This is a genomic window from Ferruginibacter paludis (assembly GCF_030409685.1).
In the GTDB taxonomy this organism is placed as follows: domain Bacteria; phylum Bacteroidota; class Bacteroidia; order Chitinophagales; family Chitinophagaceae; genus Ferruginibacter; species Ferruginibacter paludis.
Genome location: NZ_JAUFQJ010000004.1, coordinates 49,075 through 69,781, shown reverse-complemented (window position 1 = coordinate 69,781; position 20,707 = coordinate 49,075). Strand labels below are relative to the sequence as shown.

The following is a 20,707-nucleotide window of genomic DNA, read 5'->3' as shown; positions in this document are numbered from 1 at the left end:
AGAAAAATTATGAAGCATATCATTCAATTTTCAATAGCGACGATTTTCCTGCTCATCTTTTCTTCCTGCGATAAAAACCTGGAAGACCTCAATAAGAACAAGGTAAATCCTATAACGCTGGAGCCTTCGCTGCTTTTAAACCAGGCTATAGTAAGCTCGTCATTTCCTTTTAAAACATTGGTGTTTGATATTGGCATTGTACAGCAAATGGTCAGCCCCAACGGCGGCGTATTGGCGGGCGCCAATTTTAACCAGGACAGCCGGGACGTAACTACTCAGCCGGTGTGGGCCGTGTATTATCAAAATGTAATCAAGTACACGCATGATGTAATTGTAAAAACAAAAGATCTTCCCGCGAGAGCTAACCTGTACAACATGGCCCGTATTTACCAGGCATTTTCCTTTATGATTTTAACAGATGAGTATGGTGATATTCCCTATTCACAAGGTGGTGCCGGGTTTACCGACCAGATTTTCTTTCCTGCGTATGACAAACAACAGGACATTTACAATGATATCATAAAAGAACTGACAGAAGCCGGTGCAGCCTTAAGCACAACCGGTACTATTGAAACTGCAGATTTATTGTATGCAGGTAATATCAACCAGTGGAAAAAATTTGCCAATTCGCTTTTGTTAAGAGCAGGTATGCGGTTGGTTAAAGTGGATGCTGCCAAAGCGCAGGCTGTAGTAACGGCCGCCATTGCTGCAGGTGTAATTACCAGCAATGCAGACAATGCCGCCATAAGGCATGATGCCAATTATACGCATCCTATCGGGGGCGGTTTAAATGGCTCTGAAGCGGCGAATTTCTATTTGGCTAAGCCTTTTGTAGATCAGTTAAAAAATACCGGCGATCCAAGATTATCAGCGATCGCGGTGCGATATGTAGGCGCTAAATCCGGCAACGACCAAACGGCTGGTGCCGGGGTTACAAAGGACAGCGTACAAATTGGTATGCCAATGGGGAAAGACAACGGAACCGTGCCTGCACAAGCCACTGCCGACGGGCTAGCCAGCTTTTACGATTACAGCCAGGCAGACAGAAGGAGAATTTTAAAAGTGACTACGCCTGCTTTTTTAGTCACCGCTTCGCAGAATTTATTACTGATGGCGGAAGCCAATTTCCGGGGATGGATAACAACCGGAACTGCAGACCAATATTTTTCAGATGGAATTCGTGCACACATGGACCAGATGGCATTATATGATGCCACCACCGCTGTTTCAGCTGCTGCAAGGGATACTTTTGTAACCAACCATCCGCTGGTTGCCGGCACCGAGTTGCAACAAATCAATACACAATATTGGATATCCTCTTTCTTAAACGGGCCCGAGGCCTTTGCCAATTTTAGAAGAACCGGATATCCCGCTTTAACGCCTAACCCTTACGGTCAGCCCAGTAATCCGGATGTACCGAACGGAACATTTATCAGGCGGCTTACCTATCCTACCTCAGAGATTTCGGTTAATACGCAACAGGTAAATGCCGCCATCAGCAGCCAGGGGCCTGATGTGTTGAGTACCCGGGTGTGGTGGGACAAGCAATAATTATTTTCTCATATGCAGTTAGTTTTGACGACAAGATCAGACCTCTTGTTTTTACAAGAGGTTTTTTTAGTCCCGTAATTAAGCAGATGATGTATACCTGGGTTCAGACGCTGCAGCCTGACCTGCTGCAACACATTTACAGATGGCAAATGCAACTGACTAAGGAATCATCATTTGAGCTAACCGACAAACAGAGGCTTTTCAAACAGTCCGTATGAAACAGTTTTAAAACAAGTAAACTACAGGAAATGAGCATGAAATTAAGAAGCCACGATTGGTTTGGCCGCAAAGACAAGGACGGCATTCTTTATCGCAGCTGGATGAAGAATGAAGGTATGCCAACAGACATGTTTGATGGCCGCCCGGTAATAGGAATATGCAATACGTTCAGTGAACTAACGCCCTGCAATGCCCATTTCCGTGAGCATGCAGAATCTGTCAAACGCGGTGTGCTGGAAGCCGGCGGCTTTCCGGTAGAATTTCCCATTATGAGTTTGGGTGAAACCTTGCTAAAACCCACAGCGATGCTGTTCCGAAATCTTGCCAGTATGGATGCGGAAGAAAGCATCCGGGGTAATCCAATGGATGGCGTGGTGCTGCTGACGGGTTGTGATAAAACAACACCTTCTACTGTAATGGGTGCTGCGAGTGTTGGTCTGCCTACCATTGTTGTACCCGGCGGCCCCATGCTAAACGGGCGCTACAAGGGACAAACAATCGGCAGCGGAACGCATGTTTGGAAGTTTGATGAAGACATGAAGACGGGAAAGATGACACAGGAAGATTGTGAGCATGCCGAAAGCTGTATGAGCAGGAGTATCGGCCATTGCATGACGATGGGTACAGCCTCCACAATGGCATGCATGGTAGAATCGTTGGGTCTTACATTGAGTGGAGCCGCTGCAATTCCGGCTGCTGATTCAAGAAAAAAAGTAATGGCCCAGTTGAGCGGAAGACGAATTGTTGAAATGGTAAAAGAGAACCTGACCATTGATAAAATTCTCACCAGGGAAGCCTTTGAAAATGCCATTAAAGTGAATGCGGCTGTTGGAGGTTCGTCCAATTTTATTATACACCTGATGGCCATTGCCGGAAGAATCGGGGTTGAACTTACGCTGGAAGATTTTGATACCCTGGGCAGTAAAATCCCCCTGTTGCTAAACCTGATGCCATCGGGCAAATACCTGATGGAAGATTTTTATTACGCTGGTGGCCTCCCGGTAATACTCAACGAATTAAAAGAACTGCTGCATAGAAATGTAGTTACTGTTACCGGAAAAAATCATCACGAAAATATTGCGGGCAGTACAGATTGCTACGACCACGACGTAATCAGCACCTATAAAAAGCCATTACTTCCTGAGGGTGGCTGTGTTGTTGTAAAAGGCAACCTGGCATTAAACGGCGCTGTCATAAAACCGTCGGCTGCTACGCCGGCCCTGATGAAACATATCGGCCGTGCAGTAGTGTTTGAAAGTATAGAAGAATACCATCGGTTAATTGATGATCCAAATCTGGATATCGATGAAAACTGTGTGATGGTATTGAAATATGTTGGTCCGGTCGGTTACCCGGGCATGGCTGAAGTGGGCAATATGGCTTTGCCTAAAAAAATATTGCAAAAGGGGATTAAAGATATGGTGCGCATCTCTGACGGCCGAATGAGTGGCACCGCTTACGGAACTGCTGTTTTGCATGTGTCTCCTGAATCTGCTATTGGCGGTAATTTGGCTTTGGTACAAAACGGCGATTTGATTGAGCTGGATGTATCACAACGCAAACTGCACCTGCACGTGTCTGATGAGGAGCTGGCAAAAAGAAAGTCGCAATGGGTGGCACCCAAAGCTGCCACGCAAAGGGGATACGTTAGTTTGTATATCAAAAGTGTGATGGGCGCTGATAAGGGTGCCGATCTTGATTTTTTAAGAGGAAGTTCGGGTTCTGCTGTTACAAGAGATTCGCATTAACCGCATCCAGTTAATCAGCACTGGTATTGATGAAACCGGCAAGTTGGGAAATGTTGTACAATAATAAGCAGTTTCTTTGCAATGCATAGAGTACAGTTCAAACATACAAAGCTATATTTTGAAAAAAAATACATTTCTTTTACTCATAGGCACTTTCTTTTTAAACGGTTGCAGTAATACGAAAAAAGTAACTGCATTTACAATGGCTACCCGGAATTTGAAAGATGTTTATAAAGAGGCATTTCTGATGGGTGTCGCAGTGAACGGCCCGATTGTTTCCGGAGCAGATAAAGTCTCACAGGATATTGTTGTAAAACATTTTAACAGCATCACGCTGGAGAACGCCATGAAGGCGGCATTAATAAATCCGCAGCCCAACGTGTTTAATTTTGCCCCGGCTGATTCATTTGTTGCATTTGGTGAACAGCACAACATGTTCATCATTGGCCACACATTGGTATGGCACAACCAGGTGCCAGCCTGGTTTTTTACCAACGCTGGTGGCAAACCAAATTCCAGAGAAGAACAGCTTGAACAGCTGCGCAACCATATTAAAATGGTTGCCGGCAGGTATGCAGGCAAGGTGCATGCTTGGGATGTAGTAAACGAAGTAATTGATAACGATGGCAGCTACCGCTCAACGGCGTGGGTAAATGCTATTGGTAATGGCGATACCCTGGTAAAGTATGCCTTTAAATTTGCTGCCGAGTTTGCACCCGGTACCGAATTATACTACAATGATTTTAATGCATGGCGCCCATCCAAACGGGACGGTATTGTACGCATGGTAAAGATGCTGCAAAAAGAAGGCATCCGGATAGACGGTGTAGGAATGCAGGGCCATTGGGGTTTGAACTATCCTAAGACTTCTTACATAGAAGCCGCTATTGATGCATATGCAGCATGTGGCATCAAGGTGATGATTACAGAGCTGGATGTTGATGTATTGCCTTTAACAAAAGAAGGGCAAATCATTGGACAGGGGATGGCAGACAAACAATTTCAGCTGGAAGAGTTCAAGACATTTCTTGACCCGTATACCAATGGATTACCGGATAGTATACAAAGCATTTTGGCGAAGCGTTATGCAGAACTCTTTGGTATTTTTTATAAAAGGAGAGATAAGATTGCCAGAGTTACATTGTGGGGTGTCCACGATGGAATGAACTGGAAGAATGATTATCCTATACCCAGCCGTACCAATTATCCTTCTTTGTGGGATCGCAACAGGCAACCAAAACCTGCATTCACTGCAGTTCTTGGTGTGCCAGGCAGACTGAAATAATACCCAGCTTCTTCAAACAAAATATCATGCAGTTACTTGTCATCTTTAGCGCCATCTGTTTCCAGATATTTCTAACCTATAAAAAAGTAAGTCCGTTTTTATCCCTGCTTATTGTAGCCATTCTATCAGGACTCTTGCTGGGTATGGAACCGATGCAGGTGATCAAATCGCTTGAAAAAGGCGTTGGCAATACATTGGGCGGTTTGGCGCTGATCATTTGCCTGGGTGCTATATTGGGTAAAATTCTTGAAGCCGGTGGTGCTGTAGAAAAAATTGCTACTACACTCATCAACAGTTTCGGTCAACACAATATCCAGTGGGCTATCCTGCTCACCGGTTTCCTCATTGGTATACCGCTGTATTATAATGCAGGGTTTGTAATATTGGTGCCACTCGTATTTTCAGTTGCGCAGAAAGCAAAACTTTCTTTATTGTATGTGGCCATTCCGATGGCGGCTTCTTTATCAACCACGCATTGCTTTCTTCCGCCTCACCCAAGTCCGGTGTTTTTAGTGAATGCGTTTAAAGCAGACATGGGGAAAACACTCATCTACGGGTTCATCATTACTATACCCATTGTGATCATTGCCGGACCTTTACTGGGACGTTTATTAAAAGGGATAGAAGTAACAATAAATTCTTTATTCCTGTCGGGTGACAGGGCACAGCGAAAATTACCTGCCGCTTTTCCAAGTTTTATCATCGGATTGTTACCTGTTATATTGATCACGCTGGCGGTAATAGCCAACCAGTTTTTACCTGACCAGCTGCCTAAAAAAATACTGGTATTTATGGGTGACCCTACCATTGCTTTGTTGTTGTCGGTATTGCTCGCCATCTGGCAGTTTGGTTTACGTGGAGGTAATACAATGCAAACAACCATGCAATGGCTCAGCGAAGCAATTTCGGGAATTGCACTGATTGTACTCATTATCACAGCAGGGGGTGTTTTTAAACAGGTGTTGCAGGATAGTGGCACCGATCAATACATCGCATCGTTCAGCAGCAAATGGCTGATGCCACCGTTAATTTTCGGATGGGCTGTTACAGCTTTTTTACGGGTGGTAATAGGGTCTGCAACAGTGGCAGGTATTACTGCGGCCGGCGTGGTAACACCGCTGGTAGCATCGGGTGTGGTATCTCCTGAGCTAATGGTGCTGGCGGTGGGTGCAGGCAGCGTATTTGGGTCGCACATCAACGACTCCGGTTTTTGGATGTTCAAAGAGTTTTTTGGCCTTTCATTAAAGCAAACATTTTTATCATGGACTGTAATGGAAACAGGTATTTCCATCCTGGGGTTGATAGGCGTGTTGATATTGAATCTGTTTATTTAGTTAGCTGCAACATTATTCTTTTGAAGATTGAATTGAGCTGGTTTGAAGAAGCCGGTAGTGTAAGAAAGCTTTTGAAAGGTGTGCGATATTGCCCCAGCTTCTATACAACGCCGGTAGTTTAGACATATTTTTGTAATGAGCCATCAAATCCTACCGAAGACGAAAATCCCGCTATCAGTTAAAAAAAATGCGCTGCTACAAAGGCAGATGTACTTTTTTTCGCAAGGAAGATCCCCTGATAATTAAATCTGACTTTACTATAATTCTTCTTGTAGTAGCTATATTGCCTTCTCCTTTTAAATGATTAACCAGGTTCCTTGCAGTAATTTCTCCCATGTCTTTGCCGGGGTAATTAACCGTGCTTAACTGTGGCTCGATAAGCTTACTGATGGCGTCATTATTGAAACCCACAATGGCAATATCCTCCGGAATTTTCACACCGTTTCTTTTCAATTCCTGCATACAAACTGCTGCTTTAAAATCGTTTGTTACAAAAAGTCCGTCAGGCCTGGGTTTCATCTTTAAAATTTCATGAGCCGCTGCAACCGCACTTTCTTCGCCCAGATCTTTTATCATTACCAATTTTTTATTGTATGGAATGCCGGCATCAAACAAAGCATCCACATAACCGCGGTGGCGCTGGGCATACACATTTCTTTTTAAGTTGGAAGTAAGCAACACAATGCGTTTACAACCTTGCTCAACCAGGTGTTGTGTTACCGTATACCCGCATTTATAATTATCTATTATAACATGCGTGCTGTCACTATTTTCATCCGCCCGGTCAAAAAATATTACAGGAATATTCTTTTCAAAAAAAAGTTTAAAGTGGTCCAGGTTTTCTGTGGTAAAAGATAAAGAAGCAATCAATCCATCAACCCGTTTATGAAACAGGTTGGTAACATTGGATACTTCTTTTTCATAACTCTCACCGGAGTGGGCAATGATAATATCATAGCCCGCTTCTGCTGTTATTTTTTCAATGCCAGATAATACGGAAGTAATAAAGTTGCTGTTAAGCTCATGCAGCAGTACACCAATGGTATGCGACTTTTGTTTACGCAGACTGCTGGCAAAATTGTTATGGCGATAGCCTAACTCTTCTGCCTTTTCCAAAATTCTTTTAACCGTACCCTTGTTAATTACTTTACTGCTTTTTAATCCGCGGCTGATAGTGGCAGGGGACAGCTTGAGCTCTCTGGCAATGTCGTAAATCGTTATTTCTTTTGTCATCTTGCAGCGGAATAAAAAAAATGCTTGTCTGCTAAAGTAATATAATTTTTAAAAAACTTATGCAATCGGTTACATTTTATAAAAAAAAATCTATTTTGCATAAAGTTAGTCACATTCCCTGGCAATACAAACGGCTTATCAGGCAATGTTTAAGCGGGAAAATGATTAATTGTATAGTTTGACGTATAAATATATAAGTAACTGAAAACAATTTTTAGGAAGCAGTCTGGGTTTCTTTTTGCCAATATTAATGCAACCGGTTACATAACAGATCCGGTGACTGTTGATAAATGTTTCAGAGAAGCAGCGCATGTATAGCATTGCAAAAATGCATCCATAAAAAGACTGGTAGCCAAAGCGTTGATTTTGACAAAATCCATGTTCGGGTTGGTAAGGTAAAAGATCACCCGTCAGTTTTGTTGTGGCGGTTTAGAAAGGTCAGGCATGATTAATTATATTAACGATTGCGTATGAATAGCGATGAAGAATTATGGCTGGGCCTCAGGCATGGCGATAAGGAAATGCTGGTTGCATTATACCAGCAGTATTATCATTGCCTGTTATTTCTTGGCCTGAAGCAAAATAGTAATGCTTCATTGGTGAAGGATGCCATTCACGAACTTTTTTTATACCTGTGGGAAAAAAGAGATACGCTGCAGCCTGCAAGAAATATAAAAAATTACCTTGTTACTTCTCTTTTACGAAAGCTTGCAGCAGACTGCAAAAATTGCCAAAAGCAAGGCGCATTGCACATTGCGTGGGTAGAGTCTATAAACGAAACCTGCCTTAACCCCGAGGAAAAACTTGTAGCAAAAGAACAACACATCCAGTTAGGTACATTACTAAGCTCCCAGATAAATGAACTACCCGGCCGCCAGAAAGAACTGATTGAACTGAAGTTTTATGAAGGACTGGCTTATGAAGACATTGTGCAAAGAACTGGTTTATCACATCGTACGGTGTATAATAAAATTCATGAAGGACTGAAAAGGCTTAAGTCCAACCTTACTAAGGGCAGGTCTGCCCGTGCTGCAGTTTTAGACTCCCAACCTGTTTCGTAAAATATTTTTCAAAAAACGGGTAAAAAAAGTTTTTTCCACTCTCTATTTATTAATGAATATTAATTGCAACGCATGATTGATGTTAAACATGATATTGAAGATCTGTTGTTGATGGACTCTTTTATAAACTATTGTAAGCAGTCTGACCAGAACGATGTAAAGTATTGGGAGAATTATATACAAATTAGTCCCGCGCATGCTGCACTTGTAGCGCATGCCAGAGAAAGATATATCGAGCTGTTCAATGCATTGGCCGAGGCCGACCTTGAGGAGCAGGTGACCAGGTTAAAAAACAGTATAGACAGCACATCCGCAGCCCCTGTAATCAGGATGGAAAGCGTGGCTGACAAAAAAAGACGAAACATTTTCAGATTGGCGATTAAAGTTGCGGCCGTTGTTTTCATCATTACCGGGTTGTTTATTGCCAGGGGCTATTTTAATAAAAATACTGCCGGGGATATCCAGACTTATGCAGCAGCTTACGGCGAAAGAAAAACGATTCAATTGCCCGACGGATCCAGTGTGGCTATTAATTCTGGAAGTACTGTAAGGATCAATCAACATTTTGGCGTTGAATCACGTGAAGTATACCTGCAGGGCGAAGCTTTTTTCGAGGTGAAGCACAATGCAAAAATTCCCTTCATTGTGCATACAGCTGCGATGGAAGTAAAGGCACTGGGCACCGCATTTAATGTAAAGGCATATCAAAATGAATTATTTACCGAAACTGCTTTGATAAGAGGACTGGTGGAGGTTACGCTGATTGAAGAAAATAATTTAAAGCTGGTGCTGCATCCAAACGAAAAAATTAAGTGGAAAACAGTTCACATCGATAGCAAGAAAGCATCTGAATCCACAGTTCTGTCAACCAGTAATATAATGCAAGCAGACAGCCTGCGTAAAAAAATTGTAGTAACAAATGACGGCATCATAAAAGAAATTGCCTGGAAGGCAGACAAGCTGATATTTTTTGATGAAGAGTTTGATGAGATAGCGCGGCTCTTGGAAAGATGGTACAATGTAAAGATCAATTTTGAAGACGATGCCCTGCGTAATTATCACTTTTCGGGCGTATTTGAAAAAGAAGATTTGATCACGGTGCTTAACTTTTTAAAAGAATCAAGGCACTTTAATTATACTATTAAAGACGATACTATCGTAACAATAAACCTGTCTAAATAAAAAATACGGGAAAAGTGCGGCAACACTTTCCCGTACCAAAATTTTGAACCACTTAAAACTTAAGTGATTCTATTTTTTAATTAAAACCAAAATAAAGGTATGAAAAAAAAACATCCTTGCAGGCGGGGGTATGCAAATCCGCCTCTAACGAAGCTGCTAAAAATTATGAAATTAACTTTAATCCTGCTTTTTGCCAGTACCGTGCTGGCTCATGCCGGTGGGTTTTCCCAGGACGTCAAAGTGACGCTTTCACTAAAAGAAGTTTCTGTTACTTCTTTTTTTAAAGCGATTGAAAGTGAAACCAAACTGAGGTTTACGTTTAGTAATGATATAATTCCGCAAGGAAAGATTGTTACGGTCAGTGCAAAAGAAACACCGGTATCCGAAGTGATGGATGCTGTAATGCTGCAGATCAACCTCAAATACCGGTATGATAAAAGCACTGGTATCATTATTATTTCCAGGAAAGACAATTTTTTAAATGACACCCAGGAAAAAAACATCCGCAATATTACCGGAACAGTAACGGGCGAAAACGGCGAACCCCTTGCCGGAGTTTCTGTTACAATGAAGGGTTCAAACAAAGCCACCATTACCGCCGATAACGGGTCGTTTGCGATTGATGTGGCTGACGACGTAAAATTTTTACAGTTTTCATTTATCGGAAGAGTATCGCAGGAAATCAACATTGAAGGTAAAACCTCGGTAGCGGTAGTAATGCCTTTATCAAATAAATCACTTAATGAAGTTGTAGTGGTGGGGTACGGTACACAAAAAAGAACGCTCATTACCGGCGCTGTTTCCAGTGTAAACAGTAAAACTTTGAATGAGCTGCCTGCGGTGTCTATTTCGCAGGCATTGCAGGGCCGTGTTGCGGGTTTGCAGGTAACCAATAACGGTAGTCCGGGTTCAGACCCGATTGTTCGTATCCGCGGTATCAGCTCTATCAGTTTTGCATCTGATCCTTTATATATTGTAGATGGTTTTCCTACAGGTAATCTTTCGGCTATTGATGTAAAAGACATCGAGTCTGTGGACGTTTTAAAGGATGCTTCCGCTGCTGCCATTTATGGCTCAAGAGCTACCAATGGTGTAATTATGATTACTACCAAAAAAGGAAAAAGAGATGGTAAACTAAGTATCAGCCTGGATTCATATGTTGGTACACAGGAAGTCACCGAACGTCTGTCATTGCTCAACACAGAACAGTTTAAACAGTACGCACTTGCTTACAGAGGCAGCCAGGTTCCACGCCTTACTGCCCCGATGATTGATGAACCTGTATATGCTGGTGCAACCCAAACTTATGGACAAACCAATACCAACTGGCAGGATGCTTACTTTAAAAGAGGCGTAATGACGCAGCACAATATTGGCTTAAGCGGTGGAAACAATATTTCCCGGTTTTATGCTTCAGCTGGCTATACAGATCAGCAGGGTACCGCACCAAGCGTAGCCTATCGCCGGTATAATTTCCGCATTAATTCAGATCATGTGATCAGTAAGGTATTCACCTTTGGTGAAAATTTATATGCAGCGTCCGGCAACCAGGCGTACGATAACAATGAAACGGGTTCAAGAACAAACCTTGTAAATGTTATCAGGATGATGCCGCATATTCCTGTGTCTGATCCAACTTCTAATGGTGGTTTCAGGGGAGTAGATGCAACAAAGGATGGTGGCGACCCTACCAATCCTGTTGAGGATGCAACCCTCAAAAATCCGGGTAACAGAACAACAGCCAAGATATTTGGTACAGCCTATCTTGATGTTAATTTCACCAACTGGCTTAAATTCAAATCCACTTTCGGTATTGATTATGCCAACGGGTTAGATTATCGTTTTGCTCCCATCTTTAATGACAATGGTGCCATTGCGGGTTCAAGCGCCACACAAGCTACCATTACCAACAACCGCAATATTTCTACTGTATTATTATATACACAGCAATTGTCGTTTGATAAAACTTTTGGCAATCACCACATCAATGCCATTGCGGTATATGAGCAACAGAATCAAACTACCAAACAGGAAAATGCAAGTGGTAACCAGGCATCCAATGATCTGAAAACATTGAACAATGCCAGCAATGTTTCTGTACAAACATTGGTTGGTGAAAACGCCCTGTTATCTTACCTCGGTCGTATCAATTACGATTTCAACAGCAGGTATTTATTGAGTGTAGCCGTTCGGCGTGACGGACTTTCTGTTTGGGCACCTGGTAAAAAATGGGCAACTTTCCCATCAGCCTCTATCGGTTGGAGAATAGACCAGGAAAATTTTATGAGAAGTCAATCCCTGATTTCAGAATTAAAATTAAGAGGTGGTTATGGTATTACTGGTCTTAACGGTACAGTATTAGGTAACACTCCATGGCAGGTAAGTGTTGCAGCTAACAGTGCCCAGTATCCTTTTGGTGGTTCAATTACTGGTGGTCCATCTTCTTCCATTCAACGTTTGGGAAATAAGAACCTGGAATGGGAAAAAACCAAACAGGTAAATATCGGGCTTGACCTGGGTTTATTAAAAAACAAGTTCACTTTGTCGGCAGAATATTATCAACGTAAAACAGACAACTTAATATTAAACGTTCCGCTACCTTCTTCCTTTGGTTACCTCACCGGTACTGTTCCGCAAAACGTTGGTTCAATGAAAAACAACGGGTTTGAATTTCAACTGGGCTATAACGACCGTGAAGGAGATTTTAAATGGTTTGCGAGTACCAACATGAGTTTTGTTACCAACCAGGTTACAAGATTGGCTGAAGGCGTTTCGAATATTGAAGCCGGCGGCGATGCTGACTTCGGTAGTTATAATATTACCAACACTGCAGTTGGTCACCCTATACAGGCATTCTATGGCTGGGTAACAGAAGGCATTTTTCAGAATGCAGGCGATGTTACCAAGCATGCCAAACAAACTAGTGCAACTGCACCTGGTGATATTATGTTTAAAGACCTGAATGGTGATGGTGTAATTGATAACAATGACCGTACTTTTTTAGGAAGCTTTATTCCTAAAGTAACGTATGCATTTAACCTCGGTGCCAACTATAAGAATTTTGATGCCTCCATTTTCTTCCAGGGCGTACAGGGTAATAAAGTGTTCAATGCTACCAGGGTTATTACTGAAGGCATGGTTCGTTTCTTTAATGCAGGTACACAGGTTTTAAATGCGTGGACACCTACTAACACTAACACCGCCATTCCCCGTGCAATATCATCAGATCCTAATCAAAATGCCCGTCCTTCTACCAGGTTTTTAGAAGATGGTTCTTTTACCCGGTTAAAGAATGTGATGTTAGGCTACAGCTTTCAATCGAAATCACTGCAGTCGCTCACAAAAGGAACGCTCAAAAGTTTGCGTATCTATGTATCCGCTCAAAATCTGCTGACGTTTACCAAGTACACCGGGTATGATCCGGAAGTGGGAAACAGAACACCCAATTCATCTTTAACCAACGGTATCGACTTTGCGGTATATCCTCAGCCAAAGTCATTCCAGGCGGGCATACAGGCCAATTTTTAATAGAATCATTTACGTCATTTTTTAAATAATCAGATTATCATGAAACAACATATTAACAAGGCAATAATTGCAACAGCACTGGTACTTACCGGTACATTGGGCTGTAACAAAAAGCTGAATGTTTTTGATGAAAATAACCCAACAACACTTAGTTATTTTAAAACAGCCTCCGAATTGCAAAACGGTGTAAACGCCATTTATTCAACACTGCGTTCCGGCGAACTGGTAGGTCGTGAATGGTTTTTTACGCACGATATGCGGGGCGGGGAAGCTGCCTCCGGCGGCCCCCAACTGGAAGCCCCAAGAGCAGAACTGCTTAGTCAGCCATCACCGGCACCATCAAATGCAGTAATGTCCAATGTTTGGAGCGGTTGCTATCAAATGATCAACCGGGCTAACCTGGTGCTTGACAAGGCGCCTGCCATAACCGACAATACAGCGCTGCGGGACAGAGTGGTTGGCGAAACAAAATTTTTGAGAGGATGGGCCTATTTTGAACTGGTAGCGCAGTGGGGTGATGTTCCGATGTATACGCAGCCAGTTGCCTCTTCTACAGATTTCAAAGGCAAATCACCTGCTGCAGATATTTATGCATTAATCATCAGCGATTTAACAGCCGCTGCAGAAGCCTTGCCGGAAAGCTACGGACCTTCGGATAATGGCCGGGCAACAAAAGGCGCTGCCAATTCCTTATTGGGTAAAGTGCTGATGCAGAAAGGAGATTATGATGCGGCTAAAACAGCCTTGTTGAAAGTGTACGGAAAATATACGCTGGCACCCAATTACCAGTGGAATTTTGACGGCGATATTAAAGACGATAACAATGCTGCCGTTGCATCCGGCCATGAGTTTAATTCGGAATCTATTTTTGAAGTTGTCTTTGTTGATAAAGGAGATAACAATTTTAACTGGGGTTATAATGGTGAAGGTTCAACCAGTCCGCTGAGTACCGTACGCAACCAGGAGTATGGTATTACCTGGGGTAACGTAATTCCTTCTAACCAGTTTTTGAATGAATTTGAAGCAAACGACCCAAGGTATAAATTTACCATCTTTGAAGAAGGAGACACGATCCTGAAATCCGGTCCCGGCACTCCTTTAAAGCTTACTGCAGATATGATGAATATTGCGGCCAGCACGAGGAATGGGTCGACTAAAAAAAGGTTCTTCCGTAAATACAATATTTACGATTATGTAAATTCAGGGTTTCATCCGGGTGGAATAAACCAGCGTGTAATCCGCTATGCTGATATATTATTGCTACTGGCAGAATGTGAAGCGGAAGTAGGAACACCAGCGCAAGCCGCCAGCTACATTAATGAAGTGCGCAGCAGGCCCGGAGTAAACATGCCGCCTGTTACACTGGCTTCAAAAAATGATGCATTAAAAGCAGTAATGCATGAAAGAACAGTGGAATTAGGTGCGGAAGAACTGGCCAGTTTCGACATCCTACGCTGGAGAAAAAAAGGATATTTTCCTTCTATTATCCCGGAAAGAGTGCCGGGCCAGGTTGACCTGTTTCCGATCCCTGCGATTGAAACTTCTACCAATCCTTTAATAAAATAACGTTTGATCCAATATAAAAATAGAGGCCATAAAAAAGCCTCTATTTTTTTGCCAACATTATTTAACCTCCGTTGATTTTTATAACAATGCCTTGCTAGAATATGACCTGAAATCAATTTTAAAGAAATGGACAGGCATTTGCAGGCAGATCGTTTTATCGGTTGAGGCGATTAATAATGATGTTATGTGTGTTTTTACAATTAATAAGACAGAGAGGAAAAATATCGGATTGCGTATGCCATTTACTTTTCAATCATTTCGCAGCAGGCAATTTTTTTGCGGCAAATTACTGAGGTGTCATTGCTTCATTTTAAGCAAAACAGTTCATAACAGATTATAAGTGCAAAAAATACTTGAATCGGATAAAATATCATGTTGAGATGGTCTGTAATAATGGTTCAAACCACTTAGTTTTGTACCAGCCATTGCTTAAGACTAAAACGATCACTGCTTGTTCCATTCTTCCAACGATAAAGAAAAAATACTGTTAGCTAAAGTAGCAGCCGACGATGAGCATGCTTTTGCAGAACTGTTTGAAAATTATCATCAGCTACTGGGGAGCTTTATTTTTCGGTTGATAAAATCGGAGCCGCTTACCCAGGAGATAGTACAGGATGTGTTTCTAAAAATCTGGATCAACCGCGGTGTGCTGGCGGAAATCACCTGCTTTAAAGCATACCTGATTGTTGTGGCCAGGAACCATGCCCTCAACAGTTTAAAACAAATTGCCCGAGACAGGAGCCGGCAAACAGCCTGGGTAAACAATGTATTAAGGCTTGCAGCCAATGACCAGAACGAGACAGACACTCACATCAACACCAGCGAATTAATTGACCAGGCAATTGCCCTACTTCCCCCGCAACAAAAAAAGGTGTACCTGTTAAGCAGAAGAGAAGGCCTGCACCAGGAAGAGATAGCGACTGCATTAAACATTTCTCTTGAAACAGTGAAGAAACACATGGTGCTGGCACTGCGTTTTTTAAAAAATCATCTCCGTACGCACATTGGTATTTTTCTTTTTTTGCTGGTACGGTTATTTAATTATTAATTTTTTCTTTCCTCATTACCTCCTTTTTTCAATTCAGTTGTCTTACTAATGGTGGAAGCTTTAAAAGGTGTATCCTTTTATTCTTTCGCATCATTTAATTATGAGCCAATCAAGACTTGCTTATTTATTCAAGGTTTACTTTAACGAAACCGCTACTGCTCAGGAACGGGATGAATTAACGGAGCTGCTGCTGCAACGTGAAAACGATGCCGAAGTACAATCATTAATTACCGAAACCTGGCGAAGCTTTGAGACACCCGGACAGCAGTTTACAAAAGAACAAAGCGAAGATATGTTCGCCAATATCCTGGCGAAAGGAAAAGCTGCCGCACCCGTCATTAATCATAACAAAAATTATTTCTTTATCACCCGCCGGGTGGCCGCAGCGGCCGTGATTTTTGTGGCAGTTTTGGGTACATGGTTCTTGATAAAGTCAAAACCTGGACCGCAACCTATTGTACAGGTTCAAAAAAATAGTATGCCAAAAAAGGCGATTACGCCGGGCGGAGACAAAGCCATGCTTACACTGGCTGATGGTTCAACAATTATTTTAGATACCACCCACCAGGGAGAACTTACAAAACAAGGCACTACAAAAGTGGTGCGATTAAATACGGCGACGTTAGCTTACAATGCTGGTGCTGCCTCAAACCCTGATGTGGTGTACAATACACTGGCAACGCCTGTTGGCGGGCAATACCAACTGATATTGCCTGATGGCAGTAAAGTTTGGTTGAATGCTTCTTCGTCTATCCATTTCCCCACCATTTTTAAAGGAAAAGAAAGGAAGGTTTCTGTTACCGGCGAAGCCTATTTTGAAGTGGCTAAAAACGCTGCAATGCCTTTTAAAATAACCGTAAAGAATATGGAAGTAGAAGTGCTGGGAACACACTTTGACATCATGGCATACGACGATGAAAATTCTGTAAACACCACCCTGCTGGAAGGATCTGTAAAGGTATCGGAAGGGGCTGCTGTAAAAATGCTGGTACCTGGTCAGCAATCCCTGGTTGACAAAACCGGAGCCATCAAAATTGAAGCGGCAGATGTGGAAGAAGTGATGGCCTGGAAGAATGGCTGGTTTCAGTTTAACTCCGCAGATATACAAACGGTGATGCGGCAGATTTCAAGGTGGTATAATGTGGATGTGGCCTACGAAGGAAAAATTCCTGCCGGCCATTTTACGGGCGTGGTAAGCCGTAATAATGATATCAGCCAGGTGCTTAAAATAATGCAGGATGGAGGTGTTCGATTTAAAATTGAGGGGCGGAAACTGATTGTATTGGCTTAGTGTATTACATCCTTATTTTTTAAAGAAATAAATAAGGTTTTTTAGTTCAGATTTTAATACCCCGGATTACTCAAAAATAAAAACCAGGAACGTTTGCGGCGTCCCTGGTGGTAGTTGAGTTTATCCATCATTACAAACAGGAAGGATTGCTAAATGTTTAAACCAAACTTGACAAAAGTATGAAAAATTCGTGTTCGGTGCCATACGTCCAGCGGGCGTTGGCAGTCACCCACAAAACATTGCTAGTTATGAAATTGACTGCTGTTTTATTAATCGCCGCCCTACTGCAGGTGAGTGCCAAAGGAAAAGCCCAGAGTATTTCCATCTCTCAGCGAAATACTTCTCTTGAAAAAGTGTTCAAAGAAATTCACCGGAAAACAGGTTTCCAGTTTTTTTACCAGGATGAGCTGTTGCGACAAGCTAAAAAATTTGATATCGAAGTAAAAGATGCTTCGATAGAACAGGTGCTGGAAGTCTGTTTTAAAGACCAGCCTTTAAACTTTACCATCGTTGAAAAAGCGATTACCATCCGGCGTAAAGAAGAAGTAAATTTTGATGCAGCTGCACCACCTCCGGTAACCCTGCAGGTTACAATAAAAGGAACGGTGAAGGATGAAAAAGGCAGTCCGCTTGCGGGAGTAACGGTTGCCATACAGGGTGAAAAAGCCGGTGTTAGTACCAATGACCAGGGCGAGTTTTCTATAACAGTGCCGGATAACGCCGTGTTGAGTTTCAGCTACGTGGGTTACAAAACAGTCAATGTTTCTGTCAAAGGCAAATCAACCATCAACCTTACTATGTCCATCGAAGTGTCTTCTATGAACGATATGGTGGTGATTGGGTATGGTAAATCAAAAAGAATCAACCTTACGAGTGCGCAAACCACGGTGTCCTCCAAAGTGATGGAGAAAACCATCAACACCACGATTGAACAAGCCATACAGGGCAGGGCAGCTGGTGTGTATGTAACGCAGAATTCTGGTCAGCCGGGTGGTGGTATTTCGGTTGCTATTCGTGGCATTAGTTCTATCAACGGCAATACGGAACCGTTGTATGTAATAGACGGGGTTCAGATACAGGGTGGCGGTACTACCAACTCGTCAAATCCATTGTCTGGACTTAATCCTTCTGACATAGAAGATATACAGGTATTGCAGGGACCTTCGGCAACTGCCATTTATGGTTCAAGGGCCACCAATGGCGTTTTGTTAATTACTACAAAACGAGGCAAAGCAGGCGAAGCTAAATTAACGTATGGATACCAGTACAACCTGCAAACGCCACCCAAACATTTACAGGTGATGGATCTACGCCAGTATGCGCAGATGGTAAAAGATTACCACGCACTGGCAGGAGGCACAACGCCGGGCGAATTTTTAGATCCTTCTCTCTTAGGAAAAGGAACAGACTGGCAGGGCGAATTGTTTAACAATGCCGCGATGCAAAAACACCAGTTGAGCCTTAGCGGTGGTGGCAATACTACCACTTATTATATGTCGGGAGAATATTTAAAGCAGGATGGAATTGCGCTTGGCTCTGGCTTTGACCGGTATGGCTTTCGTGTAAATATGGATAACAAACCAAGAGAATGGATCACCATTGGCGCCAACATCAGTTTTAGCCAGATCAATGAAAAACTCACCACCAGTTCGGAAAGTGTGATCTCTGATGCAATTCAATTGACACCACAGGTGCCGGTTAAAAACCTGAACGGCGAATGGGGCGGCGGTGATAACGTAAATGGGGCCAACCAGTTTGCTCCCGTTAACCCGATAGCGATTGCCAGTTTAAGAACCAATACCAACAGGAGAAGGCAATTTTTAGGTGGATTGAATCTCGGGATTAACATAACAAAAGACCTTACGTTCAGGACATCTTTTAACACAGACATCAATTATTCCAATTCGGTATATTTTAATCCTACTTATCATATCGGCTGGGCCATCAATACATCGGCTACTTTAACCAATAATATTGGTATGAGTACTTACTGGAACTGGAACCAGTTGCTGGAGTACAACAAGCAGTTTGGTAAACACAACGTTAGCGTAATGGCGAGCCATGAATCGCAGGAATCCAAATGGCAGAACATTGGTGCCAGCAGGTCGGGTTATCTTACTAATAACGTTTTTGATCTTGCCGCCGGCGCCGCACCCGGTACCAACAGCGGAGGCTCTGGTCCTTGGGGCATGGAGTCTTACCTGGGAAGGATCAATTACAATTATGATAACCGCTACATTGTAACAGGTACGGTTAGAAGAGATGGTTCATCCAACTTTGGTCCGGATGACAGGTGGGGAACTTTTCCTTCTGTATCCGGCGCATGGCGGGTTTCGCAGGAAAAGTTTTTTGATGTTCCTGCTATCAGCGAATTAAAATTAAGGGTAGAAACAGGTCTTACCGGAAACCAGGGAAGTGGCGGCATTTATTCACCGTTGGTTACAGGCCCAACCGATTTAGGCATTGGCTTTTTACCCGGCAGGTATGGTAACCCCGCATTAAAATGGGAAGAAACCAACACGAATAATATTGGTATTAACGTTGGCCTGCTGAAAAATAAAATTACCATCGAGGCCGACTACTATATTAAAAATACCAACAACCTGCTGATGGATAATCCGCTTCCATGGTACATGGGTACCAACGGTACAGGGTCTGTCGGCAATCCTACAGTTAACATCGGCTCCCTGCAAACAAAAGGGTGGGGCCTTACCATCAATACGATTAATGTAAGCAACAACAATTTTAAATGGGAGTCCAACATCAATTTATCTGCTTTTAAAACAACCATTAAAAAGTTTTATTCCGATGCCGCGTTTGTTGACCGTACCAGCTGGTGGCTGGATAACTGGACACAACGTTCAGCTGTTGGTGAAGCTCCCTGGTTGTTCCGCGGCTATATTGCGGAAGGCTTGTTTCAATCTATTGATGAAATCAATTCAAGTGCCGTTAGGGTAGATAATAACGGAAACAGGCTGCCAACGGATGCTGTAGCGGGCGTTTGGATCGGCGATGTAAAATACCGGGATATGAATGGTGATGGAAAAATAGATTTTCATGATGAAACCAATATTGGTAACCCCTGGCCAAAATTGTTTGGTGGATTTACCAATACATTTTCTTACAAAGGATTTGATTTAAGCATTTTGATTACCGGCACTTTTGGCAATGATATTTACAACCATTTGGCAAAAGTAAATTCAAAAACATCTACTATTTATACCAGCCGCAATTTGCTGATTAGTGCCATGGATTATGCAAGGTTGACCACGGATAAAAATGGCAACCCGGTGATTGAGAATGCAGGTACAAATGTTCCGAGGTTAACCAGTTCGCAAATAGCCAATGACAATAATTATGGAACTACCAGCAGCAAATGGGTAGAAGATGGTTCTTTTGTAAGGCTTAAAAATGTGTCCCTGTCCTATAACCTGCCTGCTAAATTGATTGCAAAACAAAAACTGGTAAAGGGTATCCGAGCCACCATCGGTGCACAAAACGTAGCCACCATCACCGGTTACTCCGGCTTTGACCCTGAAGTAGGCTCTTATGTAGGCGCCAATACCTACGCTGGTAACCAGGCCATCGGGCTCGACTTTGGCCGCTATCCGTTAACCCCTATTTATACATTCAGCCTGGGTGTAAACTTTTAAATCTTATT

12 protein-coding genes are annotated in these 20,707 nt (G+C 42.7%); 11 read left to right on the top strand and 1 reads right to left on the bottom strand.

Going from position 1 to position 20,707, the window contains the following annotated elements:
* Nucleotides 1-9: 9 nt before the first annotated feature.
* From QWZ08_RS06005 to QWZ08_RS05990, 4 genes are all read left to right on the top strand, one after another.
* Nucleotides 10-1,551 carry a SusD/RagB family nutrient-binding outer membrane lipoprotein gene (locus QWZ08_RS06005; protein WP_290336348.1) on the top strand — a complete coding sequence of 514 codons (1,542 nt, stop codon included), beginning with the start codon at nucleotides 10-12 and terminating at the stop codon, nucleotides 1,549-1,551.
* Between the two features lie 248 nt (nucleotides 1,552-1,799).
* On the top strand, nucleotides 1,800-3,518 hold the full coding sequence (locus QWZ08_RS06000; protein ID WP_290336347.1) for an IlvD/Edd family dehydratase: 1,719 nt from the start codon (nucleotides 1,800-1,802) through the stop codon (nucleotides 3,516-3,518).
* 118 nt (nucleotides 3,519-3,636) lie between these two features.
* A complete protein-coding gene (locus tag QWZ08_RS05995; protein ID WP_290336346.1) occupies nucleotides 3,637-4,803 on the top strand; it encodes an endo-1,4-beta-xylanase in 1,167 nt (388 codons plus the stop codon).
* A gap of 26 nt (nucleotides 4,804-4,829) precedes the next feature.
* Nucleotides 4,830-6,137, top strand: coding sequence for a gluconate:H+ symporter (locus tag QWZ08_RS05990; protein WP_290336345.1), 1,308 nt, complete (start codon nucleotides 4,830-4,832; stop codon nucleotides 6,135-6,137).
* Nucleotides 6,138-6,332: 195 nt separating this feature from the next.
* Here the strand turns inward: QWZ08_RS05990 and QWZ08_RS05985 are convergent, their stop codons facing one another.
* A complete protein-coding gene (locus QWZ08_RS05985; protein ID WP_290336344.1) occupies nucleotides 6,333-7,370 on the bottom strand; it encodes a LacI family DNA-binding transcriptional regulator in 1,038 nt (345 codons plus the stop codon).
* 470 nt (nucleotides 7,371-7,840) lie between these two features.
* Between QWZ08_RS05985 and QWZ08_RS05980 the strand changes: the two genes are divergently transcribed.
* The 7 genes from QWZ08_RS05980 (at nucleotide 7,841) to QWZ08_RS05950 (ending at nucleotide 20,699) form a co-directional block, all read left to right on the top strand.
* A complete protein-coding gene (locus tag QWZ08_RS05980) occupies nucleotides 7,841-8,431 on the top strand; it encodes an RNA polymerase sigma factor (RefSeq protein WP_290336343.1) in 591 nt (196 codons plus the stop codon).
* 72 nt (nucleotides 8,432-8,503) lie between these two features.
* Nucleotides 8,504-9,613: a FecR family protein gene (locus QWZ08_RS05975; protein WP_290336342.1), complete on the top strand. Its 1,110-nt coding sequence runs from the start codon at nucleotides 8,504-8,506 to the stop codon at nucleotides 9,611-9,613.
* A gap of 165 nt (nucleotides 9,614-9,778) precedes the next feature.
* On the top strand, nucleotides 9,779-13,141 hold the full coding sequence (locus QWZ08_RS05970) for a SusC/RagA family TonB-linked outer membrane protein (RefSeq protein WP_290336341.1): 3,363 nt from the start codon (nucleotides 9,779-9,781) through the stop codon (nucleotides 13,139-13,141).
* Between the two features lie 39 nt (nucleotides 13,142-13,180).
* Nucleotides 13,181-14,707, top strand: a complete 1,527-nt coding sequence (locus QWZ08_RS05965) for a RagB/SusD family nutrient uptake outer membrane protein (protein WP_290336340.1) — start codon at nucleotides 13,181-13,183, stop codon at nucleotides 14,705-14,707.
* Nucleotides 14,708-15,158: 451 nt separating this feature from the next.
* Nucleotides 15,159-15,755, top strand: a complete 597-nt coding sequence (locus QWZ08_RS05960; protein WP_290336339.1) for an RNA polymerase sigma-70 factor — start codon at nucleotides 15,159-15,161, stop codon at nucleotides 15,753-15,755.
* A gap of 100 nt (nucleotides 15,756-15,855) precedes the next feature.
* Nucleotides 15,856-17,046, top strand: a complete 1,191-nt coding sequence (locus tag QWZ08_RS05955; protein ID WP_290336338.1) for a FecR family protein — start codon at nucleotides 15,856-15,858, stop codon at nucleotides 17,044-17,046.
* Between the two features lie 248 nt (nucleotides 17,047-17,294).
* Nucleotides 17,295-20,699, top strand: a complete 3,405-nt coding sequence (locus tag QWZ08_RS05950; RefSeq protein ID WP_290336337.1) for a SusC/RagA family TonB-linked outer membrane protein — start codon at nucleotides 17,295-17,297, stop codon at nucleotides 20,697-20,699.
* The last annotated feature ends 8 nt before the right edge of the window (nucleotides 20,700-20,707 follow it).